Source organism: Mesorhizobium mediterraneum (assembly GCF_002284565.1).
In the GTDB taxonomy this organism is placed as follows: domain Bacteria; phylum Pseudomonadota; class Alphaproteobacteria; order Rhizobiales; family Rhizobiaceae; genus Mesorhizobium; species Mesorhizobium mediterraneum.
In genome coordinates this window covers 220,439-244,260 of record NZ_NPKI01000012.1, presented here as the reverse complement: position 1 = coordinate 244,260, position 23,822 = coordinate 220,439, and the positions used below count along the sequence as shown (strand labels likewise).

Below are 23,822 nucleotides of genomic sequence, written 5' to 3'. Positions count from 1 at the left end.
ATGAATTGGTCGCTCGCCTTCGAACCGCTCATTTCCTGGCCGCTGCTTGGCTTGGTGCTGGCGCCGCTGTTGCTGCTGGCACTGGTCGGCCTGTGGTTTCGCCAGCGCGGCGCGGTCTTCCGTTTCGCCGCCCTGCTCGCGCTGGGTGCGGCCCTGCTCAACCCTGTGGCCCTCGACGAAGAGCGCGAGGCGCTGAAAAGCGTCGTCGTCGTCGTCGTCGACCGCAGCCAGAGCCAGGACATTGGCGAACGCACCAAGCAGACCGACGAGGCGCTGGCCGGGCTTCAGCAGCGCCTCGGCCGCTTCAAGCAGTTCGACGTCCGCGTTGTTGAGGCCGGCAAGTCGGAAGCCGCCGAGGAGCGCACTGAAACGCGGCTTTTCGGTGCGCTTGAAAGCGCTTTCCGCGACGTGCCGCCTTCGCGCATCGGCGGCGCCATCATGATCACCGATGGCGAGGTGCATGACGCCCCCGCCGGCACACCCGACTTCCACGCCCCGCTGCACGCCCTGATCACCGGCAACGACCAGGAAAAGGATCGCCGCATCCGCTTCGAGAATGCGCCGCGCTTCGGTCTGGTCGGCAAGCCGCTCGAAATGACCTATCGCGTCATCGGCACCAACAATGAGGCCGGCTCGGTCGATGTGCGCGTGTCGGTCAATGGCGAGCAGGTTTCGGTCGAGCGCGCCACCATCGGCCAGGCCATGCCGCTGCAGGTGACCATTCCCGGCGCCGGCCGCAACATCGTCGAACTCGCCATCGATCCCGAGCCCGGCGAACTCACCGACACCAACAACCGCGCCATCGCGCTGATCGACGGCATCCGCGAGAATTTGCGCGTGCTGCTGGTCTCCGGCGAGCCGCATGCCGGCGAGCGCACCTGGCGCAATTTGCTGAAGTCCGACGCCTCGGTCGATCTGGTCCACTTCACCATTCTGCGGCCGCCGGAGAAGCAGGACGGCACGCCGATCAACGAATTGTCGCTGATCGCGTTTCCGACGCGCGAGCTGTTCGTCGAGAAGATCAAGGATTTCGACCTGATCATCTTCGACCGCTACCAGCACCGCGACGTGCTGCCGATCCTCTATTACGACTACATCGCCGAATATGTCGAGAAAGGCGGCGCGCTGCTGATCGCGGCAGGGCCCGAATATGCCGGTGAAAGCTCGATCGCCCGCACGCCTTTGATGTCGGCGCTGCCGGCGATGCCGACCGGCGAAGTTGTCGACAAGGCGTTCTATCCACGCCTCACCGAGCTCGGCCAGCGCCATCCGGTGACGCGCGGACTCGACGGCTCCGCCACCGAGCCGCCGCACTGGAGCCGCTGGTTCCGCACCATCGGCGTCGAGAACCCCGAGGGCGAGGCGGTGATGAAGGGCGCGGACAACCGTCCGCTGCTCCTGCTCGACCGCAAGGGCGAAGGCCGCGTCGGCATGTTTCTGTCCGACCAGGGCTGGCTGTGGGCGCGCGGCTTCGAGGGCGGCGGCCCGCATGTCCAGCTCTATCGCCGCATCGCCCATTGGCTGATGAAGGAGCCCGAGCTCGAGGAAGAGCGGCTGACCGCCGACGGCCGCGGCATGATGCTGGAAATCCGCCGCCAGACAATGAGCGACGACCCCGGCCCGGCGCAAATCATCACCCCGTCCGGCAAGGCGCTGACCGTCAAGCTCGAGAGGGCCGAGCCCGGCGTCTTCCTGGGCAGCATCGAGACCAATGAGATCGGCCTCTACCAGGTCGGCAATGGCGACCTGAAGGCGCTTGCCCATGTCGGCCCGGTCAATGCGCCTGAATTCACCGACGTCGTCTCCACCGAGGGCCGGCTGAAAGCGCCGGCCGAGGCCACCGGCGGCAGCGTGCGCCGGCTGGCGCCATCATCGGCGCTTGGGTCGACCGTCGGCAACCTCACAGGCGGCGTGACGCTGCCCTCGGTCGTCCCGGTCCGCGCTTCGGGCGCCGCGAGCGGCAACGACTGGATCGGCCTGCGCACCACCGACGACAGCGTGCTGAAGGCGGTCTCGCGCGTGCCGCTGTTCGGCGGATTCCTCGGCCTCGGCCTGCTGCTTCTGGCATTAGGCTCGATGTGGTACCGCGAAGGGCGGTAGCGCAGCGTTTTATCCTTCTCCCCTTGTGGGAGAAGGTGGATTGGCGCGTAGCGCCAAGACGGTTGAGGGGTGTTGGACGGAGTGTCGGCAGTGCCAAGCTGGAGCACCCCTCATCCGACCGAGCTTCGCTCGGCCACCTTCTCCCACAAGGGGAGAAGGAAGAACGCGAACCGCACTACTCCTCCGGCTCCGTCGTGAACATCAGCGGATAGCCCTTGGCCTTGCCGGCATCGGTCCCCCGCGTCGCCTTGGTCTCGGCGACGTCCCTGGTGAAGACGGCGACGACGCAGACGCCGCGCTGATGCGCGGTGATCATCACCCGCCGCGCCTGGTCTTCGCTCAGCTTGAATTCCCCCTTGAGCACCGTCACCACGAACTCGCGCGGCGTGAAGTCGTCATTGAGGAGGATGACCTTGTAGAGCTTCGGCCGTTCGATCTTCGGCTGCGTCTTGGTGCGGGGTTTTGTCGTGATTTCAGGCATCGGAACCGGCAGTTGCGCGCAAGAATTTCGCTTTTATTCTGACATGAACGAAAGCGATCGTCCATTTTGAGCCGCGCGCAAACCGCCTTCCAAGCGGGTGCGGCCGTTCACAAGTCCGTGCCTATGTGGGAACTGCCGGTTGCCATTCAACGGCTTGGTGCAGCGAAGCCCGGCGGGAATTTCGATTGGCTCCGCGACAGACGCCGCCCATCTGGAACGAAAAAAGAAGACCGCTCCAGGCGCATCGCAACTGGAGCGGTCTTCTTAGCGGACAAGAGATGTCGCTGGATCAGGCCTTCGGAGCTGCCTTGACTGCGTGCTTCTTGTGCTTCTTGACGGTCTTCTTGGCGGCGACCTTCTTCACCATCTTGGCCGGCGCAGCGGTCGTCGCGGTCGTCGCAGCCGCGGTCGTGGTGGCGGCGTTGGCGCTGCTGGCGCCGAGAACCGGCATCGAGAAGGCAAGCGCGATGGCGAGACCGAGAGCGGAGAGGAGGGACTTTTTCATGGCTTCGTTTCCTTGTTGTGCAGATCGGATTGAGGGTCACTGAACGGGGTCGATCGGTGTCACTCCAAGCAGCTTCAAAGCGTTGGCGAGCATCCGGATTCCCTGTGCCTGTTTCTTGTTGGCGCAGAACCGGTTTCCCTTCCTTTGAAGTGCCTTCGCCGCGGTGACCTGCGTTGCCGCGGCATGGGTTTCGAGGGCTTCGTCGAATTGACGGCTCAGATCGCTGCAACGCTCGCTCCGGGTGATCGCCGCCTTTGTATCGGCCACCTTTGCATCGGCCACCTTTGCATAGGATTGTTCGACCGCGGCGGTGATAAGCGAGATGCCGAGCAACACACCCATCAAGCTGATCGAGAACCTTTGCATTGGTTTGTCCGTAATCCCGTAACGCGTGCCGCAGCCGATGACCTGACCGCCACGGCACCACTTATGCCTTTGATTTTTTTCGGGAGTTTTTCCGAACTGTAGAATTTTGTTTCTGGATTGTTTCTGAGCAACCTGTTCGGGGTAGCTTGTCGTCACCGGCCAACATATGGCCTGAATTCTATCGTGTGGGTGATTATCGAACGGCGGTTTCAGCCATCAGTGACAGCAGGGCTCTCAGTGAAATCCGACGCGCACATACTGATCGTCGACGACGACAAGGGCATTCGCGACCTGCTTCAGGAGTTCTTCCAGAAACGAGGGCTGCACACGTCGGTCGCCGCCGACGGTACCGAGATGGAAGCCGTCCTGCGCCGCGCGCAGGTGGACCTTATCGTTCTGGACGTCATGCTGCCCGGAAAGAGCGGGCTGGAGCTTTGCCGCGATCTTCGCGCCAACCATGCGACACCGATCATCATGCTGACCGCCGTCACCGAGACGACCGACCGCGTCGTCGGGCTGGAAATGGGCGCCGACGATTACGTGCCGAAACCTTTCGATCCGCGCGAGCTGCTGGCGCGCATCCGAGCCGTGCTTAGGCGCAACGGCGCCGCCGAGCCGCGGCGGCCCACCTCGCGGCAGATCTACCATTTCGCCGGCTGGACGATGGACTGTTCGCGCCGCCGGCTGATGGCGCCGGGCGATGTCAGGGTCGAGCTAACCATGGCGGAGTTCAACCTGCTGCAGACTTTCGTCAAGAGCGCCCAGCGCGTGCTGAGCCGCGACCAGCTCATCGAACTGTCAGGCGGCGACAGCGGCTACAGCTTCGATCGCAGCGTCGACATTCTGGTCAGCCGGCTGCGGCGCAAGATGGAGGACGACCCGAAAACGCCGAAACTGATCCTGACCGTGCGCAGCGGCGGCTATCAGTTCCTGCCCGAAACGACCTCCGAATGAGACGCGTCCTGCCGCAGACCCTGCCCGTCTGGGTGCTGCTCATCGTCATCGCCGGCCTGCTGATCAGCCAGATCACGACGCTTTACATCGTCTCGCGCGACCGTGCCGCCGCCAACGGCGTGGTCGATCTCTACAGGCTCAATGATCGCGCCTTCTCGCTGGTGCAGCTGATGCATGCCGCCTCGCCCGAAGCACGCAAGGCCACCGCATCCGGCCTGTCCAACGCGACCTACGCGCTTACCGTTTCGGACACGCCCGCCGTCGCCTTGTCGATAGCGGGCGACGACGAACTGGCCGAACTGGAGGACATACTGGTCGGGCGGCTGTCGAAATTCGGCATTACCGATGCGCGGGTTCGGCGCGATCCGGCGACACGGGAAGCCGACGACGGGGGCGCGATCGAGGGTCGCGATGTCGGCGAGGTCGAGCGAGACCTCCTGGTGCTGGCCGCCGATTTCGCCCAGAGCGACAAGCTGACAGCGTCGCTCCGCTTCGCCGACGGCCAATGGCTGAATTTCACCGAGCCGAACACTCCGATGGGGCCGATATTGAGCTTCGACAGCCTGCCGCTCTATGCCTTGATCGCCGGGCTGGTGGTGGCCATGTCGATATGGTCGCTGCGCCGGCTGACCGCGCCCTACCGGATGATGGAAACCGCAGTGAAACGGATCGGCAACGACCTGAAGAGCCCGCCGATCATCGAGACCGGCAGTCGCGAGATCCGCACCGCGGCAAAAGCGGTCAATGCCATGCAGGCAAGGCTGCGCGACTATGTCGAGGATCGCGAACATCTTGCGGCAGCGCTCGCGCACGACCTGCGAACGCCGCTGACAAGAATGCGGCTGCGTCTCGAACTGCTGCGGAAATCGGCGGTTCGCGCCGCACTGGCGCACGATCTCGCCGACATCGAGGCGATTGCCAGCTCGGTTATCGACTTCGCCACCTTCGAGGTGACCGAGGAGAAGAGCGAGCGGATCGATTTCTGGTCGCTCGTGGAATCGGTCGCCGACGGCTACGAAGAGGTTTCGTTCGACAATGACGACACGCGGTCGCGCGGCCTCATCTGCCTTGCGCGGCCGGTCGCGCTCAGGCGCTGCGTCACCAATCTCGTCCAAAACGCCGTGACCTACGGCAGGACGGCCCATCTCAGCCTGCATCGATCGGGAAAGACCATCACGCTAGCCATACGCGACGAGGGGCCAGGCATACCGCAGGCCGAGCTCGACGCGGTGTTCGGCTCGTTCGTGCCCTTGGAACAGTCCCGCAACCGCCAGACCGGCGGCCTCGGCCTTGGCCTGACGATCGCCCGCAACATCGCCCGCAGCGCCGGCGGCGAGGTAAGCCTGTCCAATCACCCCGGCGGCGGCTTGCTGACGGAGCTGAGCTTGCCGCTGGCAACGTAGCTTGCTGTATCGGGCCAAGGCAGCATTCCTTCGCGCCCCTCTGTCCTGCCGGACATCTCCCCCACAGGTGGGGAGATTGGCTGTCATCGCCGATTTCGCCAACTACCAACGTTTGGAGTGTGAGAGCCGTCTGCGAAACTGCCGATCTCCCCCCAAGTGGGGGAGATGTCCGGCAGGACAGAGGGGGGCGCCCAAGCTCGGCGTTTGACTTTTCTACCGCCGCAACACCGCGCTCAACACATCCCTGATGCCGATGGCGCCGACGAAGCGCGACTGATCGTCGAACAGCGCCACGGGCGCGGTCTGCGAGCGGTGCATGGCCAGCATCACGGTTTTCAGCGAGGTGCCGGGATTGGCCCAGAACACCTGCGCCGTCTCCTCCGGCTGCGCCTCGACATCGGCGCAGGACACCCAGAACGCCGGCTTGCCGTCGCGCTCGGCCGCCGCCACCAGCCCGTGCTCGTCGATCTTGAAACGCGTCGTCTTGCGGCGGTCGAGCCACACCCAGCCGTCCTCGCCGTGGTCGAGGTCGCGGCGGTCGCGCATCACGTTCCAGGCGGTCAGCACCGAGAGCGGATTCACATTGGCGATGAAGTCGCGGACATAGTCGTTGGCGGGGCGCAGCACGATGTCTTCCGGCGCGCCCGTCTGCACGATGCGCCCGCCTTCCATGATGGTGATGTGGCTGCCGATCTTCAGCGCCTCCTCGAGGTCGTGGCTGACGAAGATGATGGTCTTCTTCAGCTCGGCCTGAAGCTGCAGCAACTCGTCCTGCAACTTGGTCCGGATCAGCGGGTCGAGTGCCGAGAACGGCTCGTCCATCAACAGGATCGGCGCTTCGGTGGCGAACGCGCGCGCGAGGCCAACCCGCTGCTGCATGCCGCCGGAAAGCTCATGCGCGTATTTCTTCGACCACTGGTCGAGATTGACCAGTTTGAGCTGGCGATGCACGCGCTCCTTGCGCTCGGCTTCGGGCACGCCGGCGAGCTCGAGGCCGAGGCCGACATTCTCCTCCACCGTGCGCCACGGCAGCAAGCCGAACTGCTGGAACACCATCGCCACCTGCTTCTGTCGCAGCCGCCGCAGGGTAGCCTCGTCGCAGGTGACGACATCGACCGTCTTGTCGCCGTCCTTGACCAGAACCTGGCCGCGCGAAACGACGTTCAGCCGATTGACGGCGCGCAGCAGCGTCGACTTGCCGGAGCCGGACAGGCCCATGAGCACGGAAATCTCGCCTTCATGCACGGTGAGGCTTGCCCCGGCGCAGCCCAGCACATTGCCGGTCTTTTCGAGGATCTCGGCGCGGGTGGCGCCGCTGTCGATGAGCGCCAGCGAGCCGGCCTGGTCGCTGCCGAAGACGATATCGACATTCCTGAAATCGACGGCGACGGTCATTTCTTGCCTCCAACGCCAATGCGGGTCATCCGGTCGAGCACGATGGCCAGCACGACGATGGCGAGGCCGGCCTCGAGCCCGAGGTCGATCCTTCGCGAGCCGAGCGCCCGGTTGATCTCGGTGCCGAGGCCGCCGGCGCCGATAAGGGCCGCGAACACCACCATCGACAGCGACAGCATGATCGACTGGGTCAAGCCGGCCATGATGGTGGGCAGGGCCGAAGGCAGCTCGACCTTCCAGAGCAGTTGGCGCCTGGTGGCGCCGAAGGCCTCGCCGGCCTCGATGATCGATTTCGGCACCGAGACGACACCGAGATGGGTGAGACGGACCGAGGTCGGGATGACGAAGATGATGGTGACGATCAGGCCGGGCGCGTTGCCGAGCCCGAACAAGGTCAGCACCGGGATCAGGTAGACGAAGGTCGGCAGCGTCTGCATCAGGTCGAGCACCGGCAGCATGATGCGGTAGACCTTCGGCTTGTGCGCGGCCCAGATGCCGAGCGGCACGCCGATTGCCATCGAGGCGGCGGCGGCGGCAACCACCAGCACCAGCGTCTCCACCGTCTGCTTCCAGAGGTTCTGGTTGAGGATGAACAGCAATCCGATGAAGACGGCGAGCGCCAGGCCCTTCGAGCGCTGCAGGACATAGGCGAGCAAAGCGATCAAGGCGATGAGCAGGACGGGCGGCAACAGAAGAAGTCCGTCGACCATCCCATCGAGCAGGAAATTGAGACCGTTGGAAAAGGCCCTGAGGACGGTGTTGAAATTGTCGGTGAGGAAGGTGAAAAAGGCCTTTCCCCAAGCGCCTATCGGAATCTTGTAGCTGACCAGGAATTTGGAGATCGGATCCATCTAGCCCCTCTTCTGTCGGCGCCGTCCTTGCCGGACGGTCATCTTGTCACAGGATATGAAAAAGGGCAGCCTTTTCTACGTGGCTGCCCTCGTTCCAATTATCCCGAATTCAAGGTTATCGGCTCAGCTTCCGAGCGCGGTCTTGACCGCCGCCGCCGCATCGCCGCCGTCGAAAGTGGTCACGCCGGCAAGCCAGGGGGTGACCGCATCCGGGTGCTTCTTCAGCCAGTCGGTCGCGACCGTATTGGCGTCGCCGCCCTTCAGGATCGCGTCCATCATCTCGCCTTCCATGTCCAGATTGAACTTCAGATTGGCGATGAACTTGCCGACATTCGGGCATTCGGTCATGTAGCCCTTGCGCACGTTGGTATGCACGGTGGCGGCGCCGAAGCCGCTGTCGCCCATGCCGTCGAGATAGGCGAGTTTCATGGCGCCCATCACCGGATGCGGCGTCCAGCCGAGGAAGGCGATCCATTCGTTGTTCTTCATCGACTGCTCGGCCTGGGTGAGCATGCCGGCCTCGGAGGATTCGACCAGTTCGAAACCTTCGAGATTGGTCGCCGGGTCCTTGATCATGTCGAGGATGATGCGGTTGCCGTCATTGCCGGCCTCGATGCCATAGATCTTGCCGTCGAACTTGTCCTTGAACTTGCCGAGGTCGGTCAGCGTCTTGACGCCGGCGTCCGCCACATAGGTCGGCACGACGATGCCGTAACCGGCGCCGCTGAGGTTTTCGCTGACGGTCTCGACCGAGCCGTCGGCGGTGTACTCCTTGATGTCGGCGGTCATCGACGGCATCCAGTTGCCGAGGAAGACGTCGAGGTCCTTGTTCTTCAGCGACGCGTAGGTCACCGGCACCGAAAGCTGGATCACTTCCGGCTCGTAGCCGAGCGCGGTGAGCAGCACCGAGGCGACGCCGGTCGTCGCCTGGATATCGGTCCAGCCGACATCGGAGAGACGCACCGTCTTACAGCTTTCCGGATCGGCGGCGAAAGCTGCACTGGTGGACAGGAAAGCCGCCAGGCCGAGGCCGGCGACGAAGGAATTGAGACGCGACATAAAAATTCTCCCATTTCGATTCTTTGGCGAAGCGAAGTTACGGTTTTTATCTCCGCTTTGTTTCGTCAGCCAAACACCATTCTGGTGCGGTTTCAAGCAATAAGGCAATCGCGATCAACGGCGCGGACTGGCCGATCAGCGACACGCTGCCTGCTGCTCCAGCCGCTTTTCTGCTGGCCAGCCGCTTTTCCGATGAAATGCGCCTTTCCGGTGGAATGTGAGGACGCCCCCTCCCCGCGCCATGCGAACTCGGCTTAAAAGGGCGGCATGGCCAAGCTGTACTTCCACTATGCGACGATGAATGCCGGCAAGACGACGATGCTGCTGCAGGCTTCCTACAATTACCGCGAGCGCGGCATGACGACGATGCTGTTCGTCGCCGGCCACTACCGCAAGGGCGATACCGGGCTGATCTCGTCGCGCATCGGCCTTGAGACGGAAGCCGAGATGTTCCGCGACGGCGACGATTTGTTCGCCCGGGTCGCCGAGCATCACGACCATACGACGGTGCATTGCGTCTTCGTCGACGAGGCACAGTTCCTCGAGGAGGAGCAAGCATGGCAGCTCGCCCGCATCGCCGACCGGCTGGACATCCCGGTGATGTGCTACGGCCTGCGCACGGATTTCCAGGGCAAGCTGTTTTCCGGCTCGCGTGCGCTTCTGGCGATATCAGACGAATTGCGCGAGGTGCGCACCATCTGCCGCTGCGGCCGCAAGGCGACGATGGTCGTGCGCCTTGGCGCCGACGGCAAGGTGGCGAGACAGGGCGAACAGGTGGCGATCGGCAAGGATGTCTATGTCTCGCTCTGCCGCCGCCATTGGGAAGAGGAAATGGGCCGCGCCTCGCCCGACGATTTCATCGGCTTCACCTAAAGCGCACATGCTTTTGTGCGACATGCATTGAGCCTGACCAGCGCTATTTCGCTTTCATCGGTGCCCAGCTACGATCCAGGCGGGGGCCAAAATGAAAATTCTGCAATTCACGGTCGACTGTCCGTATCCACCGGTTTCGGGCGCCGAAATCAGGAACGCCGCCAATGCGCGGGCGCTCACCGCGCTCGGCGAAGTTCTGACCGTGAGCTTCACTGGCGGGCCGGCGCCGTCCCCGCCGCCCAACATCCGGCACCGGATCATCGAGGCGGCCCGCGGTCGCGGCCCCTGGCAGAAGCGCAGCGCGCATCCGACCGTGCATTTGATCCCGGCCGACGAACTGGCCGAAGCGGCCGCGATCTGGAAAAATTTTGCGCCCGACCTCGTCGTGGTCGAAGACATCGCACTTTCGCAATTGCTGGCGTTGGCCCCGGAGCATGGCGGTCGGACCGTCGTCGACCTGCACAACATCGATTCGCGCACGCTGGCGGACCGCATCGGCGCGCTGTCCTTGTGGCAGCGTCTGCGGCGTTTTCGCGAGCATCGGGCCAAGATTGCCCAGGCACGCGAAGCCGATATCCTGGCCGCGAAGACGGCCGACCAGGTCTGGGTCTGCTCCGAAGCGGACCGGGCGACGCTGGCACTGGGACCGGCCCCTGCCCCTGACTTCGTCAAGGTGATCGCCAATCCCATCCCCGACGAGGCCGTGCTTTCCCTGCCGATTGCCGCCCGGCGATACCAGGAAATCCGCCTCTGTTTCATCGGCCACCTCGGCTACTTCCCCAACATCGACGCGGTCAAGCAGATCGGCCGCAAGATGGTGCCGCGCCTTGCGGCGTCCGGCCGCGACTGGTCGATCACCGTCGCCGGCAAGAACCCGCGCGAAATCGTGCGCCACTACTGCGCAACGCACGGGCTCAATCTCGTCGAAAACCCGCCGCGTCTGCCGGACCTGCTGGCCGCCGCCGGCTATGCGCCGATCCCGCTCAGGTTCGGCGGCGGAACCCGCATCAAGGTGCTGGAGGCGATGGCCGCCGGACTGGTCGTCTGCGCCACGAAAAAGGCTGTCGAGGGGCTCGGCCTGGAAGCAGGCACGCACTTTCTGTCCGGCAGCGATGCCGGCGAGCTTGCCGCGAAAATCGTGACCTTCGCCGCAGAGCCGCAAACGGCCGCTAAGATCGCCGACGCGGGGCGGGCGTTCGCGCGCGACAGGCATTCCTTCGCGGCGATCGAACGGACGATTCTGCAGGCCGTCGACGACCTGTCGGCGCGGCTGCCGGATTGAGCATCGGCCCTTCCGCAATCCCGCCATCATGCGGCGTTTGTGAAGGCCGGCCGCCAAGCCATAACCTCACATTGGCAACGCCGGTGCAGACTCCCTCTGGCGCAACGTTGCAACGGGCTGTGGACAAGGTAGAAGATGAACGCCTGTCCGGTCGTCCCGCCGGGCCGCAGGGGGGAAGCGTCGACAAGATGGAGCAACTTTCCGCACGAGCAAAACGCCTGCTCGGTCTCGACCGCGCCGGACCTTTGCGATCCAATTTGCGGCGACTGAAGGGCAAATATCGCGTAGCGATGGCGCGCTTGCGCCGTCGACGAACGAAAGCCACCGTGATCGGCATCACCGGCAGTTCGGCCAAGACCACGACGGCGGAGCTTCTGGCTCATATCCTTGAAGGCAGCGGTTCCGTCCACAAATTGACGGTGAGCAACACATTCAACCGGCTGATCGAAAAGCTTTGGCGCTTGCCGCGAAATTCAGCCTATGCGGTGATGGAACTAGGGGTCATGGCCAAGGGGGACATGGCGCGGATGGCTTCGGTTCTGAAACCCGACATCGCCATCATGACGCTGATTGCCGACGAGCACCACTCGGCATTCGGCGGCAGAGCTGCTGTCGCCGCAGAGAAACAGGCGCTGGTCGAGTCGCTGGCACCGGACGGCCTCGCCATCCTGAACGTCGACGATGATCTTATCGCGGCGATGGCACTGAACACCGTTGCGCCGTCCGTGACCTTCGGCCGCTCGGAGCGCGCCCGATACCGCGCATGCGACATTCATGCCGCCTATCCCCAGCGACTGAGCATGACGATACACTGGCCAGGCGGCGCACTTGCGCTCAGGACACGCCTCATCGCCGAACATTTCTGGCTTGCCGTGGCGGCAGCGGCTGCGGCGGCGCTTGAGCTCGGGGTCGATGCCAGGATTATCGCCGAAAGGGTCTCTACCTTCGAGCCGATGCCGACCCGGTGCGGCGTATGGCAAGTGCGTGGCGGGCCGACGTTCTTCGTCGACACGGCGAAGACGCCATTTCATTCGCTCGGGCTGGCTTTCGACATGCTTGGCCGTGCCGATGCCGGCTACAAGCGCGTGGTGCTTGGTCAGATCGCCGACTATGCCGGCAAGCCGGCAAAGGCCTATGGCAGCGCCTATCGCGGCGCGCGCGCCGTTTGCGACCAGATTGTCTTCGTCGGCGAGCATGCCCATCGCTCCGGTGCGGCACAAGAGGATCGCGACAGTGGCCGCTTCCTCGAAATGCGCTCGGTCCGCCAAGTCGCCGAGCACGTCAGGGCCACGCAACGGCCGGACGAAGTCATTCTGGTCAAAGGCTCACGCAATCTGCATCTCGAACGCATAGCCCTTGCCGCAGACCACGATGTTCGCTGCTGGGAGCCGGTTTGCGGATATCCCAGAAGCTGTCTGGAGTGCGGGAAATACCTGATTCCATTCGAGCAACATCGGGAGATACGCGCAGCCGAGAAAGATGAACTGCGCGCGGTACGAAAACGCGCGAGCCTCTGGCGGCGCTTCACGCCCTTCCCGCGTCGTCCTTCAACCTGACTGGGCCGAAGACGTCGTCCATGACCGGCTTGATGTCGCCGACATGCGCGCCGAGCACCAGCAGGAGATCGTCCGCCGTGGCGAGGCTGGCCGCCAGCCGCAGCCCTTCCTCGTAACTGCCGGCGTTGTGGATCCGGGTTTCCGCCACGCCGCAGTTCATCAGACCTGCCTTGAGCAACTCGACAATCTTGGCTGGCGGCCGTCCGCGCCGGAAGATCGGCTCTTCGTAGCATATGAAAATGTCGAATCCCGGCGTGATCGCAGCGGCGACCCGTTCGTAGTTGAACCCTGGGCGATTGCCCCAGCAGCTGACCATGCAAAGACGCCGGCCCGAAACCGGGATTCGGGCCACTGCCGCAACCAAAGCCCGCGTGGCGGGCGGACTGTTGGCCCGGTCAACCACGATCCGGAACGGATACTGGTCAAAAATGTTGAACCGGCTGGGCAAATCTTCTGCCGAATTCGATAGCGAAAGCAGCGCCTCGGCAATGACGGCCAAAGGGACGCCGAGGGCGTCGGCAAGTGCGGCCGCAGCCATTGCGTTGGCTATGTTGTGGCGCAGGGCTCCGTTCATCGAGGAAGGCAGTTGCCAGGCGTCGACGACCAAATGGCGTGCGTCGCCCTGGCGGCGAACGATCCATTCGCGGCCCGCTTCATGTTCGACCACGAAAGCGACGTGACCTCCAGCAATGTGACGCCTGACCAGATCGTCTTGTGTCTCGAAGCCGAACAGCGTGACCCGGCCCGGGCGATATTGCTCCGCCAGCAAACGGCACGACGGGTCATCAGCACCAAGCACGACGCGCCGAGCGGCGTCTGTCACCTTGCGTTTCAGCCTGGCCATATCGGCAACGGTTTCGATGCCGTCCATGCCGATCTGCTCGTCCTGCACGTTGAGCAGTGCCGCCACGTCGCAGCGTCCGAGATAAAGCCCTCGCCGGTTAAGGCCGCCGCGCGCCGTCTCCAGAACCGCGGCGGTCACGTCGGGCCTGGCGAGCACAGTGCGCGCGCCGCTGTAGCCAGCGCGGTCGCCACTCTGGATCATCTGTCTGCCGACATAAATGCCGTCGGTCGTCGTCAGGCCGACGACATGCCCCTGACATTCGAGAATACGTGCCAGCATCCGGCTCGTCGTGCTCTTGCCGACGGAACCGGTGATCATGGCGACCGGCATCCTTGACCGCATCAGGCCACGCACTTGCGCGCGCAGCCGCCGCCGGAATTGTTTCAGTCCATTGCCGAAGTTCAAGGCGCCGCCCAGCCAGATTCCATGCGCCATTGTCGCGTCGGCTGACCAAATGTCCAGTGGCAGCCTGTCGACCGTGAAGAAACGCGATTGGTTGCTTTGTGACGGCAGATATGCTATTGATTTGGGCATGGTGCTGATTGCGCCAACCACCCGCCGCGAGGCGGGTTTTTTGTTTCAGGCTTCGGCGCCATCCTTTATCGGCCTGCTAATCTTCCACCTTCCCTTCCCCCCATGCCACACATATATTCGCGGCGGTTCGCGACACGAAACAGATGCCGAAGCGGGAGGCCCCTATGGCGACATTGCAGAATTTCGATGCCGAAATTGCCAAGACAAAGCAGGTCGTGCAGGACATGCGCACGAAAATCGAGCAGTCCGGCACGGTGCTCGACACGCTCGCCAAGACCGACAAGAAGATCGGCGACGCCAATTTCGACCTCGAGAACGCCCGCATCGAGGATGTGCTGAAGCAGCAGAAGGTGATGGAAGGCAACATCGCCGACCTGATCATCGGGCTGGAGGACGCCACCAACGTCTTCGGTGCCGAATTCGAGAGCATGAAGAACTACACCGGCTGGGAAAGCTTCCTCGGCATATTTTCCAGTCAGAGCAAGCAGCGCATGCGCACCGACCGTGTCCGCAACATGTCGCTGGCCGGCAATCTGCAGGAGCTGCTGGCGAAATCCGATACCATCGTCGGCATCCTCAAGGCGCAGAAGCAGGTTCTCGACCAGCGCTACAAGACCTCCGAGGCCAGCCTGTCGCAGGTGATCGAACGCCGCAAGACAACCATGTCCAATCTCGAGACCGTGCAGAAGCGCATCGAAGAGCTCAACCCGATGCTGCTCGACATCGAGAACAAGATCGCCGCCTCGACCAGCCAGAAGGAGCGCACGCAGCTTGAAGGCGAGCGTTCGAAACTGGCCACGGAATACAACGAAAAGCAGGCCAAGGAGCAGGAGCTGCTGGCCGAAAGCCAGACGCTGGAACGCTACACCTCGATGTTCCAGACCTTCGTCGATTCGCTCAACAACCAGATCGCGGCACAGTCGACGCTGATCAACAAGCTGACCATCGATACCGAGCAGCGCATCGTGCTCTACAAGGCGCTGGAAGACTCGCTGAAGACCGCCGCCCAGCAGGACGTCGCCCACAAGATCAACACGCTGGGCAGTCAGGTCGACAACACCGCCGAAGAGACCATGGCCGGCATTGGTGCTGCCTCGCAGAAGCACATTGGCGATCTCCTCGAAATGCACGAGAAGAACATGGTGGCGACCGCCGACATCCAGCGCCGCAAGAAGCTGGCCGACGATGCCTTTGCCCGCCGCTTCGACGACGTGCTGAAGAAGCACAATGCGGCAAACTACGTGCAGTCGTAATTGCTGCGCTCGCATACCTCCCAAGGGCTGGCTGCATGACCCCCGAAAACGAAGCGGCAACGCGTTATTTCTCGGCGATCACGGCAGCGCTCAGCGGCCTCGAAGTGTTCATGCGCGACGATCGCTCGCCGCTCTACCGGCACGGCATCGTCGCCAAGATCGTCGCCGAATATATTGCGCGGCTCGACAACTCCTTTGCCTGCTGGCGCAACCGGCTGGGTTTCATGGAGACGTTCCGCATTTCGCGCGCCGAAAGCGGCTTTCCGGTTTTCCAGAACCTGCTCGAACTGGAGAACGACCGCCGCCAGGCCGATACGCGTCTCGCCAACATACCGCTGGCCGACGAGTTGCGCGAGGAAATGGCCGACTTCATCCTGCGCCACAAGCAATTCCCCGAAGCGCTGCAGAAGTCGATGGCCGAGCGGCTCTATCTGGAGGGCGTCAAGAGCGAGACGACCTTCGGACCCTTCACATTGGCGCAGACGGCAAAAGTCTCGGTCAATCCGAAGACGGGGCGGCCTTACTACCTCGTCCATTGGGCCACCTTCGACGGCAGCGCCAACCTGCCGCTGGTCTACATGGTGACGGTCGAGGATTCCTCCGAAGAGATGATCGAGCAGCTTGTCGACCGCAACGGCAAGCTCAACGAGAAGGTCGACATTCCGCTTCCCGTTGAAGGGCTGCTCAATCCCGAGCTTGCCCATCGCTTCGATGACTTCACCGAGAAGAATTCCGCCTACACGCTGTCGCCGGCGACGATCGCCGTCAACCTCGACAAGGATTTCGAGCCGCTCCACCCGAAGCAGCTGCGCCGCGTCGTGCTCGGTCCCTTCTATTCGGCAGGGATCACCGAGAACAATTCGACGGTGACCGACGTTCTGGCCAAGGTGCGCAAGCCGGAAAACGCCTGGCTGCTGACCTGGACCATCCAGGAGGTCTATTCCAAGGCCGAGAAGCCAGGCCGCAAAGGTCTGTTTTCAAGCGAGAAGACGACGCAGGAGTTCTTCATCGACACCGACGACCTGGAGGCTGCGCGGCAGGGCGTGTCGAGCTACGAGAACCACGCGCTGATTCCGCATGAGGCCTATCAGGCGCTCTACGCCGCCGGCGAGGCGCAGAAGATCTTTTCGGGCTACAAGGTCCACATCCTGTCCAAAGGACAGGTCATCAGTGACGTCTGACCGTCAAACCGCGGAGTATCCTTCATGGACACCGGCCTGACCACGATTTCGGAAGCGGCAATCGAAAAGCACCGCGCCACGGCGCAGAGCTTCATCACCCGCATCGTCGTGCTGGAGGACCCGTCGCGTGAATCCGGCACCCCACTTGCCGGCACCAACCGCCGCTTCGTCTCGACCGTCTCGATCGGCTCGGTCAGGCGCACGCGCGAGGTCGAGCTGGCCAAGACAGTCGCTGCCGTCCATCCCGGCGATCAGCTGCTGAGCATTGCGCAGCACATGCTTTTGTTTCGCACCCGGCGCGGGCTGGCGATCGCCCTGGCCATATCAGACGTCTTCGCAGAAGGTTCAGACCTCGAAAGCCTGCAGGCGAAAAACGCCCGCGCACCGCTCGAAGGCGACGAGGCCGCCACCTTCAAGAAGCTGCTGTCGGCCTCGGCCTATATTTCGGCCTTCAGCCTCGCCTCCTACCTGTTCCAGCTGATCGACAGCGACGGCGAGGCGCCGAACGACACGCCCGAGCCGGACTTTTTGTTCGACACGCCACAGGACGCGGTGAAGTCGATCGTGTCCGGGCTCGACAGGGCGATTTCAGGCGCGAAGGACGACGCCGATCTGATGACACGGGGGCGCGCCTTTGCCCGTGTCGCCATCGACGGGCTTTTGGCGCGAAAGGGCCGCTTCGACGGCATCGGCCCGTTCGAGAACGCGCATATCCGCATCGACGTCGACGACTTTACCCTGGATGGCTTCGACGTCGCGCCGGGCAAGCGGTCGAAGCCGCTGGTGATGACCTTCAAGAAGCCGGAGGAGGTTGTCGGCAATCACATCGCCAAATACCAGTCGGTCAAACTCGCCAAGATGCTGATGGCTTACGATTTCGAGCGCGAGTTGAACCCGTTCGTCGAGCTCGGCGGCTTCCTGTTCACCTTCATCGGCGATGGCGCGCCCGGCACCGGCAAGACGACGCTGATCCAGATGATCGCCGGTCTCGTCAACGGTTACTGTCAGGTCGCCGGATATCCCTTCGCCTACGAGAATTTCGGCGTCGATCAGATCTCCTCCTACCAGGGCAAATCCGGCCAGAACTGCCGTCAGTTCATCAACAATGTGCTGAACCCGCGCGTCATCGGCTTCGGCACCATCGACGACATCGATCAGGTGGCGGCGCGCCGCTCCGACGATCGCGCCTCGGCCGGCCAGCAGGAAATCACCGGTGTGCTGATGGACGCGTTCGCCGGTGCCGGCACCGTGGTGCGCGGCAACTGCTCCTTTGGCATGTTCTCCAACTACCCCGAAAACGTCGACGACGCGTTGCGCCAGCGCGCCGGCGCCCGCTGGCTGGTCGACGGGCCGCAGAGCCGCGACGACTATATCGACATTTTCGTGCTGCTCGCCGGCAAGAACCACAAGATCCCGCTCGGCGACCACAAGCTCTACGCCGCCCAGGAGATCAAGCGCGCGGTGATGGAAGCCTATGAAGAGCACGAGAAACCCAGGGAAGACGGGCTGATGAAGGTCTACGAGCGCTACATGAAGGAGAATGGCGCGCCGAAGTCGATGGCCGACATCGGCACCTATCTGCACATGATCAAGGAGGCCGAGCCGCGTTTCACCGGCCGCGCCATCAAGAACGTCACCGACGCGATAAAGATGCGCGCCATGGACATCGAGCTGCCGGACGAATGGTTCGAGAAGCCGGAAGTCTTCATGCACAAGGGTTACGACGACAAGAAGGCGATGATCGAGGAACTGCGTGGGCCGTTCTCGATGGACATGGTCATGCAGGAGGTCAACCGCTACGCCGACTCGGAGTTCCGCTACTCCGACAAGTCCGACGACGCGGCGGTGACCAAGATGATCCGCGACACCCGCCTGCGCGACCGCGCGGTGCGCGAGATCGAGGAGCTGAAGGCCAAGGGGAACTGGAATGCGTGAGGTTCTCCGACGCCCCCTTCTCCCCTTGTGGGAGAAGGTGTCGCCGAAGGCGACGGATGAGGGGTGCTCCAGCTTGGCGCGGATGGCGCTCCGTCCAGCACCCCTCAACCGTCTCGGCGCTGCGCGCCGATCCACCTTCTCCCACAAGGGGAGAAGGGATAGATGAGCCCCGCCAAGAAATCCGACCTTTTGCGCGAGAACGAGCTGATCTACGGCCGGCTGTTGACCATCGAGGAGCCGCATCTCATCCAGCGTTATAACAAGGCTTTGGTCGCCTTCGGCCTGAAGCCGACGAAGCTGAAGAGCTTCGAGATCGACCGCACCGGCTTCTCGCCGCAGGTGGCCGAGGAATGCGGCGACTACAACTACCTCGACCCCAACGAGATCAACCGCCGTTTCATCATCCTGACGCCGTCGCAGATCGATCTGCCGGTGGTGCACACCGCCTTTTCCAACACCTCGCAGCTGATGTTCGAGTTCATGTCGAAGAACCAGCGCGCTATCGACGCGCTGACCATCAAGGATGTCATCTATGGCGAGATCGAGGATTCGGTCCCAAAAGTCGACGACATCGAGGATCTGCTGTCGATCAACCAGGTCGAGTTCAGGGTGTTGTCGGCGGAGGACGTGCTGGGCAAGGCCGCCGAACTCGGCAAGCTCGTCGACCAGTTGAAGCAGGAGCCGGACGCCTGGCGCGACAATGCCATGCTCACCCGCATGGTGGAGCTTGCCAAGATCTGCGGCGACATCCGCGAGAACGCGCTGGTGCCGGATCAGGTGATCTTTCGCCACAGCGCCTATTGGACCAGCCATTTCGGCGGGCTCTATGTGTTCATCGATCCGGACATGACGACGGTGATCAGCGACCCGGCAGCACCCGGCTTCCGTCGCTCGCGGCCGTGGCAAGTGAGCTACCTCTCGATCAACGATGCCGACAAGGTGTTCAAGTTCCTCGCCGCGACCGGCCGCATCGAACTGCCGCGCGCCTCATGGATCGAAACATCGGGCTATCTCGAACATCGCGCCGAGATGGTGGTGCGCGCGCTGATCCGCGACGCCGAGCCCGATCGCAATCTGACCGACGTCGACAAGGTCTGGCTGCAGACCTGGATCCATGGCCATGCCGACCTGATCACCAGGGACGGCAATTTTCCCTTTCTCAACGCCGCCAAGCGCGAGATCGCTCACCTCGGCCGGCTCAAGATTGAGGACGTCTTCCCGCAGCAGCGTTTCCTGGTGATCCGGGCCAAGCCCGACCATCCCGACGCCTGGCTGACCAACCAGCTGATCTCGGATTTCGTGCCGCAGGATTTCGTCTCGCGTTACGTCTTCAACAAACCAGGCTTCTACAGCGACTATGACGGCTTCAGCGACGCCTGGCGATCGCATGTTGTGGACGTTCTGAAAACCACATATCTGAAAGACAAGGTGGCGTTTCGCACACGCCTCTACGGCCTTACTGATTGAATGCCTAACCTTATCGAATTCTTGGCTGACTGACGAGGGGGTGACATCGCCATGCTTGATCCGATCGTGAATTTCTTCACACGGATTTTCCAGTGGATCGGCCGCGGTATCGGCTTCGCCATCGGTGTGATCCTGTGGCCGTTCATGTGGGCTGGGCGCTGGTACACACAGCGCGGCTGGATCCTGAAGGCGGTGCTCGGCCTCGCTCTGCTCTTGCTGGTCGGCCTCTACGGCTACTTCATCTGGAACACGCAGGTCTGGAGCAATTTCAATCCCGCCTATGCGGAGGCGTATAATTTCACCCAGCCGGCCGGAACCGCCCCGGCGCAGCCCGCTCCTCCTGCCGTCGGGGAAACCGCTGGCGTCGAGGGAGAGGTCAAGACCTGCACAAACTCGGCCATTGTCCAGGTCGCGGCCGATCTCATCGATTTCAACGTCAACGAGAACGCCTGGATCTCGTCGATGATACTCTACAAGCTCGGGTTCTTCGGGATGGACTGGGACCGCACGCCGTTTCTCGACAACAAGGCCTCCTTCCAGCGCGGGGTCAATCAGGCCATCCGGCGCACCGCGGTCGAGCTTGTCGACACACTCGGCCGCGTCCGCGGCACCAGCCAGATCGACCAGAACCTGCAGGATGCGCGCGGCGCGATCACCTTCGACGAGGAAACCTGGTATTTCGGCCTCAGGCCCTTTGGTCCGAAAACCCCAACCCCGAGTTTCTATCGCACGGCTGCAAGCAGCCTTCGCGCCTTCAACGACCGGCTGATGAAATGCGAGGTTGTCTTCAACGCGCGCGCCGACAATCTGATGCAGTTCGTCGACCGGATCGCGAGTGACATAGGCTCGACGTCGGACATGATCCGCGACCGTTCGCAGAACTTCAACAGCGGCTGGTTCGACACACGCGCTGACGACCGCTTCTGGTTCGCCTATGGCCAGCTCTACGGCTATTACGGCATCCTCACGGCGGCGCATCACGACTTCCAGCAGATCCTCGATAATCGCGGCCTCACACCGCTGTGGACCAGCGTGGAAGGCCAGCTCAAGGCAGCGCTCGCCATACGGCCTTTCATAATCTCCAACGGCCGCGAGGATGGCTGGATCATGCCCACCCACCTCACCACGATGGGATTCTATGTGCTTAGGGTGCGATCGAACCTCGTCGAGGTCAGGTCCGTTCTGGATCGGTGAGGAAGCCAATAGTGAAAGACGTCTTGGCTTGAAATCACCGCTGCCCCTGGTCGAGATCAGCAACGTGCTGACGCAGTAGGTCGGCTGCGCATCGCGTGGAACCGGAACCTGATCGTCTCGTCGTCGTTCAACCGCTGGGCGGCAGCCAGCGAGGACATGAGATGGATATCCGGGAAGTTGCTCGAAATTTCTATGCCACGATCGACACGCAAGACTGGGATAAACTGTCCAGTCTTGTCTCTCCAGATCTCGCCGTTCATCTCGCCAGTGCCAATCCGATCGGCTTCGCTGACTGGCGCAAATCCCTGACCGAGTTCTTTGTTGGATTCCCGGACGGACATCACGTCATCGACGATTATGTCAGCGATGCCGACAAGGTCGTCACGCGCTGTCGCTTTGAGGGCACGCACACCGGCATCTTCCATGGCGTCGAACCGAGCGGAAATCGCGTCTCGGTTGGCGTGATTCACATCGATCGTCTTGAGAACGGCGTCGTGGTCGAACATTTCGGCCAGCTTGACGGCTTGGGGCTGATGCACCAGATCGGCGCATTCTAGCGCAACTACCCGAGGCGCAGGCCGGCGCTCGAACCCTGTCGCATTCGGTGCATTCCGCGGCTGTTTTGAGACGGCAAAACGGCGCGTGCTCTGGCTTCTATACGGCGCGACAACCGGGCGCGAAGACCCGGGAACAGATCGCCCGGGAAACAGAACCGCCTTTCTCTAGAGGAAACATAGTTGCATGCAAGTTGACGCCATGGCAGCGACAGGGCTAGAACGTGCCCTCGCCTGCAGTGCCGGGCTGTCTCGAACAGGCTTGCGACCATACTGATCAAACCCGTCCCCTCCACCGTCCAATCCAGAGGAAAGCCGCCATGGCCGAAGTGAAGTCCGACATCGAGATCGCGCGCGCCGCCGACAAGAAGCAGATCCAGGAGATTGGCCAGAAGATCGGCATTCCAAGCGAGCATCTTTTGCCTTACGGCCACGACAAGGCGAAGATCTCGGCCGAGTTCATCAAGTCGGTGAAGGCAAACAAGGACGGCAAGCTGATCCTCGTCACCGCCATCAACCCGACGCCGGCCGGCGAAGGCAAGACGACGACGACGGTGGGCCTCGGCGACGGTCTCAACCGCATCGGCAAGAAGGCGATCGTCTGCATCCGCGAGGCCTCGCTCGGGCCGAATTTCGGCGTCAAGGGCGGTGCTGCCGGCGGCGGCTATGCGCAGGTCGTGCCGATGGAAGACATGAACCTCCACTTCACTGGCGATTTCCATGCCATCACCACGGCGCATAATCTGCTTTCGGCGCTGATCGACAACCACATCTACTGGGGCAACGACCTCGGCATCGACAACCGCCGCGTCGTCTGGCGCCGCGTCATGGACATGAACGACCGGGCGCTGCGCGAGATCATCTGCTCGCTCGGCGGCGTCGCCAACGGTTTTCCGCGCGAAGGGGGCTTCGACATCACCGTCGCCTCGGAAGTCATGGCGATCCTGTGCCTCGCCACCGACCTGAAGGACCTGGAAAAGCGCCTCGGCGACATCATCGTCGCCTATCGCCGCGACAAGTCGGCCGTCTACGCCCGCGACCTCAAGGCCGACGGCGCCATGGCCGTGCTGCTCAAGGACGCCATGCAGCCCAACCTGGTGCAGACGCTGGAGAACAACCCAGCCTTCGTTCACGGCGGTCCGTTCGCCAACATCGCGCATGGCTGCAACTCGGTCGTCGCCACCACGACGGCGCTGAAGCTCGCCGACTATGTCGTCACCGAAGCCGGTTTCGGCGCCGATCTCGGCGCCGAAAAATTCTTCGACATCAAGTGCCGCAAGGCCGGCCTGAAGCCGGCGGCAGCCGTCATCGTCGCCACTGTGCGCGCCATGAAGATGAACGGCGGCGTCAAGAAGGAAGACCTCGGCAAGGAGAATGTCGAGGCGGTCAAGAAGGGCTGCGCCAATCTCGGCCGTCACGTCGAGAATATCAGGCAGTTCGGCGTGCCAGCGGTGGTCGCCATCAACCATTTCTACTCCGACACCGACGCTGAAATCCAGGCGATGAAGGACTACGTCGCCTCGATGGGCGAAGAGGCGATCCTGTGCAAGCACTGGGCCCACGGATCGGCGGGCATCGAGGAGCTCGCCAGCAGGGTGGTGGCGCTTGCCGAATCCGGCGCGTCGCAGTTTGCGCCGCTCTATCCCGACGCGATGCCGCTTTTCGAGAAGATCAACACCATCGTCCAGCGCATCTATCGCGGTTCCGAAGCGATCGCCGACAAGTCGGTGCGCGACCAGCTCCATGCCTGGGAGCACGCCGGCTACGGCCACCTGCCGGTCTGCATGGCCAAGACGCAATATTCCTTCTCGACCGACCCGAACCTGCGCGGCGCGCCGACCGGCCACACCGTGCCGGTGCGCGAGGTCAGATTGTCTGCCGGCGCCGGCTTCATCGTCGTCATCTGCGGTGAGGTCATGACCATGCCCGGCCTTCCCAAGGCGCCGTCCTCGGAAAAGATCTTCCTGAACGAGATGGGCCAGATCGAAGGCCTGTTCTGAGATTTTGAAGGCCGGAATGACAAGGGCGCCGCGTC

General features: G+C 62.9%; 21 protein-coding genes. 14 read left to right on the top strand and 7 right to left on the bottom strand.

Going from position 1 to position 23,822, the window contains the following annotated elements:
* Nucleotides 1-2,100: a hypothetical protein gene (locus CIT25_RS09105; RefSeq protein WP_095484209.1), complete on the top strand. Its 2,100-nt coding sequence runs from the start codon at nt 1-3 to the stop codon at nt 2,098-2,100.
* Nucleotides 2,101-2,275: 175 nt separating this feature from the next.
* Here CIT25_RS09105 and clpS read toward each other — a convergent pair whose 3' ends face one another.
* The 3 genes from clpS to CIT25_RS09090 all read right to left on the bottom strand — a co-directional run bounded on the left by clpS (nt 2,276) and on the right by CIT25_RS09090 (nt 3,452).
* Entirely contained in the window at nt 2,276-2,581 is a 306-nt protein-coding gene (gene clpS / locus CIT25_RS09100; protein ID WP_095484208.1) for an ATP-dependent Clp protease adapter ClpS, read from the bottom strand.
* A gap of 289 nt (nt 2,582-2,870) precedes the next feature.
* Entirely contained in the window at nt 2,871-3,086 is a 216-nt protein-coding gene (locus CIT25_RS09095) for a hypothetical protein (RefSeq protein ID WP_095484207.1), read from the bottom strand.
* 36 nt (nt 3,087-3,122) lie between these two features.
* A complete protein-coding gene (locus CIT25_RS09090; protein ID WP_095484206.1) occupies nt 3,123-3,452 on the bottom strand; it encodes a hypothetical protein in 330 nt (109 codons plus the stop codon).
* A gap of 237 nt (nt 3,453-3,689) precedes the next feature.
* On the opposite strand from CIT25_RS09090, the gene CIT25_RS09085 reads away from it, so the two are divergent.
* Together CIT25_RS09085 and CIT25_RS09080 are read left to right on the top strand one after the other, a co-directional pair.
* The gene (locus tag CIT25_RS09085; protein WP_095484205.1) at nt 3,690-4,406 is read left to right on the top strand and encodes a response regulator; all 717 of its coding nucleotides are present in this window, start codon (nt 3,690-3,692) and stop codon (nt 4,404-4,406) included.
* Nucleotides 4,403-5,809: an ATP-binding protein gene (locus tag CIT25_RS09080; RefSeq protein ID WP_095484204.1), complete on the top strand. Its 1,407-nt coding sequence runs from the start codon at nt 4,403-4,405 to the stop codon at nt 5,807-5,809. Before CIT25_RS09085 ends, CIT25_RS09080 begins: the two co-directional genes overlap by 4 nt.
* 213 nt (nt 5,810-6,022) lie before the next feature.
* Here the strand turns inward: CIT25_RS09080 and choV are convergent, their stop codons facing one another.
* The 3 genes from choV to CIT25_RS09065 all read right to left on the bottom strand — a co-directional run bounded on the left by choV (nt 6,023) and on the right by CIT25_RS09065 (nt 9,114).
* Nucleotides 6,023-7,204: a choline ABC transporter ATP-binding protein gene (gene choV, locus CIT25_RS09075; protein WP_095484203.1), complete on the bottom strand. Its 1,182-nt coding sequence runs from the start codon at nt 7,202-7,204 to the stop codon at nt 6,023-6,025.
* Entirely contained in the window at nt 7,201-8,055 is an 855-nt protein-coding gene (choW, locus tag CIT25_RS09070; RefSeq protein WP_095484202.1) for a choline ABC transporter permease subunit, read from the bottom strand. The genes choV and choW overlap by 4 nt, the downstream gene beginning before the upstream one ends.
* A 123-nt stretch (nt 8,056-8,178) precedes the next feature.
* The gene (locus CIT25_RS09065) at nt 8,179-9,114 is read right to left on the bottom strand and encodes a choline ABC transporter substrate-binding protein (RefSeq protein WP_095484201.1); all 936 of its coding nucleotides are present in this window, start codon (nt 9,112-9,114) and stop codon (nt 8,179-8,181) included.
* Nucleotides 9,115-9,137: 23 nt separating this feature from the next.
* Between CIT25_RS09065 and CIT25_RS09060 the strand changes: the two genes are divergently transcribed.
* The 4 genes from CIT25_RS09060 (at nt 9,138) to CIT25_RS09045 (ending at nt 12,825) form a co-directional block, all read left to right on the top strand.
* Nucleotides 9,138-9,335 carry a hypothetical protein gene (locus tag CIT25_RS09060; RefSeq protein ID WP_095484200.1) on the top strand — a complete coding sequence of 66 codons (198 nt, stop codon included), beginning with the start codon at nt 9,138-9,140 and terminating at the stop codon, nt 9,333-9,335.
* 46 nt (nt 9,336-9,381) lie between these two features.
* A complete protein-coding gene (locus CIT25_RS09055) occupies nt 9,382-9,987 on the top strand; it encodes a thymidine kinase (protein ID WP_095484199.1) in 606 nt (201 codons plus the stop codon).
* A gap of 91 nt (nt 9,988-10,078) precedes the next feature.
* Nucleotides 10,079-11,269 (top strand): glycosyltransferase family 4 protein, encoded by a 1,191-nt coding sequence (locus tag CIT25_RS09050; protein ID WP_095484198.1) that lies wholly within the window; start codon nt 10,079-10,081, stop codon nt 11,267-11,269.
* Nucleotides 11,270-11,457: 188 nt separating this feature from the next.
* On the top strand, nt 11,458-12,825 hold the full coding sequence (locus CIT25_RS09045) for a Mur ligase family protein (protein WP_095484260.1): 1,368 nt from the start codon (nt 11,458-11,460) through the stop codon (nt 12,823-12,825).
* Here CIT25_RS09045 and CIT25_RS09040 read toward each other — a convergent pair.
* Nucleotides 12,794-14,104 (bottom strand): Mur ligase family protein, encoded by a 1,311-nt coding sequence (locus CIT25_RS09040; protein WP_126105240.1) that lies wholly within the window; start codon nt 14,102-14,104, stop codon nt 12,794-12,796. The genes CIT25_RS09045 and CIT25_RS09040 overlap by 32 nt on opposite strands.
* Before the next feature lie 263 nt (nt 14,105-14,367).
* Between CIT25_RS09040 and CIT25_RS09035 the strand changes: the two genes are divergently transcribed.
* The 7 genes from CIT25_RS09035 to CIT25_RS09000 all read left to right on the top strand — a co-directional run bounded on the left by CIT25_RS09035 (nt 14,368) and on the right by CIT25_RS09000 (nt 23,787).
* Nucleotides 14,368-15,456 (top strand): hypothetical protein, encoded by a 1,089-nt coding sequence (locus tag CIT25_RS09035; protein ID WP_095484196.1) that lies wholly within the window; start codon nt 14,368-14,370, stop codon nt 15,454-15,456.
* 35 nt (nt 15,457-15,491) lie between these two features.
* Complete coding sequence (locus CIT25_RS09030) at nt 15,492-16,637, top strand: hypothetical protein (protein ID WP_095484195.1); 1,146 nt, start codon at nt 15,492-15,494, stop codon at nt 16,635-16,637.
* A gap of 24 nt (nt 16,638-16,661) precedes the next feature.
* Nucleotides 16,662-18,572, top strand: a complete 1,911-nt coding sequence (locus CIT25_RS09025; RefSeq protein ID WP_095484194.1) for an AAA family ATPase — start codon at nt 16,662-16,664, stop codon at nt 18,570-18,572.
* A 162-nt stretch (nt 18,573-18,734) separates the two neighbouring features.
* The gene (locus tag CIT25_RS09015; RefSeq protein ID WP_095484192.1) at nt 18,735-20,039 is read left to right on the top strand and encodes a DUF6638 family protein; all 1,305 of its coding nucleotides are present in this window, start codon (nt 18,735-18,737) and stop codon (nt 20,037-20,039) included.
* 51 nt (nt 20,040-20,090) lie between these two features.
* Nucleotides 20,091-21,233: a DUF2333 family protein gene (locus tag CIT25_RS09010; RefSeq protein WP_095484191.1), complete on the top strand. Its 1,143-nt coding sequence runs from the start codon at nt 20,091-20,093 to the stop codon at nt 21,231-21,233.
* A gap of 161 nt (nt 21,234-21,394) precedes the next feature.
* On the top strand, nt 21,395-21,790 hold the full coding sequence (locus CIT25_RS09005) for an ester cyclase (RefSeq protein ID WP_095484190.1): 396 nt from the start codon (nt 21,395-21,397) through the stop codon (nt 21,788-21,790).
* A 317-nt stretch (nt 21,791-22,107) separates the two neighbouring features.
* Entirely contained in the window at nt 22,108-23,787 is a 1,680-nt protein-coding gene (locus tag CIT25_RS09000; RefSeq protein WP_095484189.1) for a formate--tetrahydrofolate ligase, read from the top strand.
* Nucleotides 23,788-23,822 lie beyond the last annotated feature (35 nt).

Excerpts from the sequence above, each read along its gene's own strand:
- choW (WP_095484202.1), bottom strand. The coding sequence starts at position 8,055 with ATGGATCCGATCTCCAAATTCCTGGTCAGCTACAAGATTCCGATAGGC.
- choV (WP_095484203.1), bottom strand. The coding sequence starts at position 7,204 with ATGACCGTCGCCGTCGATTTCAGGAATGTCGATATCGTCTTCGGCAGC.
- CIT25_RS09000 (WP_095484189.1), top strand. The coding sequence starts at position 22,108 with ATGGCCGAAGTGAAGTCCGACATCGAGATCGCGCGCGCCGCCGACAAG.
- CIT25_RS09035 (WP_095484196.1), top strand. The coding sequence starts at position 14,368 with ATGGCGACATTGCAGAATTTCGATGCCGAAATTGCCAAGACAAAGCAG.
- CIT25_RS09015 (WP_095484192.1), top strand. The coding sequence starts at position 18,735 with ATGAGCCCCGCCAAGAAATCCGACCTTTTGCGCGAGAACGAGCTGATC.
- CIT25_RS09090 (WP_095484206.1), bottom strand. The coding sequence starts at position 3,452 with ATGCAAAGGTTCTCGATCAGCTTGATGGGTGTGTTGCTCGGCATCTCG.
- CIT25_RS09025 (WP_095484194.1), top strand. The coding sequence starts at position 16,662 with ATGGACACCGGCCTGACCACGATTTCGGAAGCGGCAATCGAAAAGCAC.
- CIT25_RS09030 (WP_095484195.1), top strand. The coding sequence starts at position 15,492 with ATGACCCCCGAAAACGAAGCGGCAACGCGTTATTTCTCGGCGATCACG.
- CIT25_RS09095 (WP_095484207.1), bottom strand. The coding sequence starts at position 3,086 with ATGAAAAAGTCCCTCCTCTCCGCTCTCGGTCTCGCCATCGCGCTTGCC.
- CIT25_RS09080 (WP_095484204.1), top strand. The coding sequence starts at position 4,403 with ATGAGACGCGTCCTGCCGCAGACCCTGCCCGTCTGGGTGCTGCTCATC.
- CIT25_RS09050 (WP_095484198.1), top strand. The coding sequence starts at position 10,079 with ATGAAAATTCTGCAATTCACGGTCGACTGTCCGTATCCACCGGTTTCG.
- CIT25_RS09005 (WP_095484190.1), top strand. The coding sequence starts at position 21,395 with ATGGATATCCGGGAAGTTGCTCGAAATTTCTATGCCACGATCGACACG.
- CIT25_RS09055 (WP_095484199.1), top strand. The coding sequence starts at position 9,382 with ATGGCCAAGCTGTACTTCCACTATGCGACGATGAATGCCGGCAAGACG.
- CIT25_RS09010 (WP_095484191.1), top strand. The coding sequence starts at position 20,091 with ATGCTTGATCCGATCGTGAATTTCTTCACACGGATTTTCCAGTGGATC.
- CIT25_RS09045 (WP_095484260.1), top strand. The coding sequence starts at position 11,458 with ATGGAGCAACTTTCCGCACGAGCAAAACGCCTGCTCGGTCTCGACCGC.
- CIT25_RS09105 (WP_095484209.1), top strand. The coding sequence starts at position 1 with ATGAATTGGTCGCTCGCCTTCGAACCGCTCATTTCCTGGCCGCTGCTT.
- CIT25_RS09065 (WP_095484201.1), bottom strand. The coding sequence starts at position 9,114 with ATGTCGCGTCTCAATTCCTTCGTCGCCGGCCTCGGCCTGGCGGCTTTC.
- clpS (WP_095484208.1), bottom strand. The coding sequence starts at position 2,581 with ATGCCTGAAATCACGACAAAACCCCGCACCAAGACGCAGCCGAAGATC.
- CIT25_RS09040 (WP_126105240.1), bottom strand. The coding sequence starts at position 14,104 with ATGGCGCATGGAATCTGGCTGGGCGGCGCCTTGAACTTCGGCAATGGA.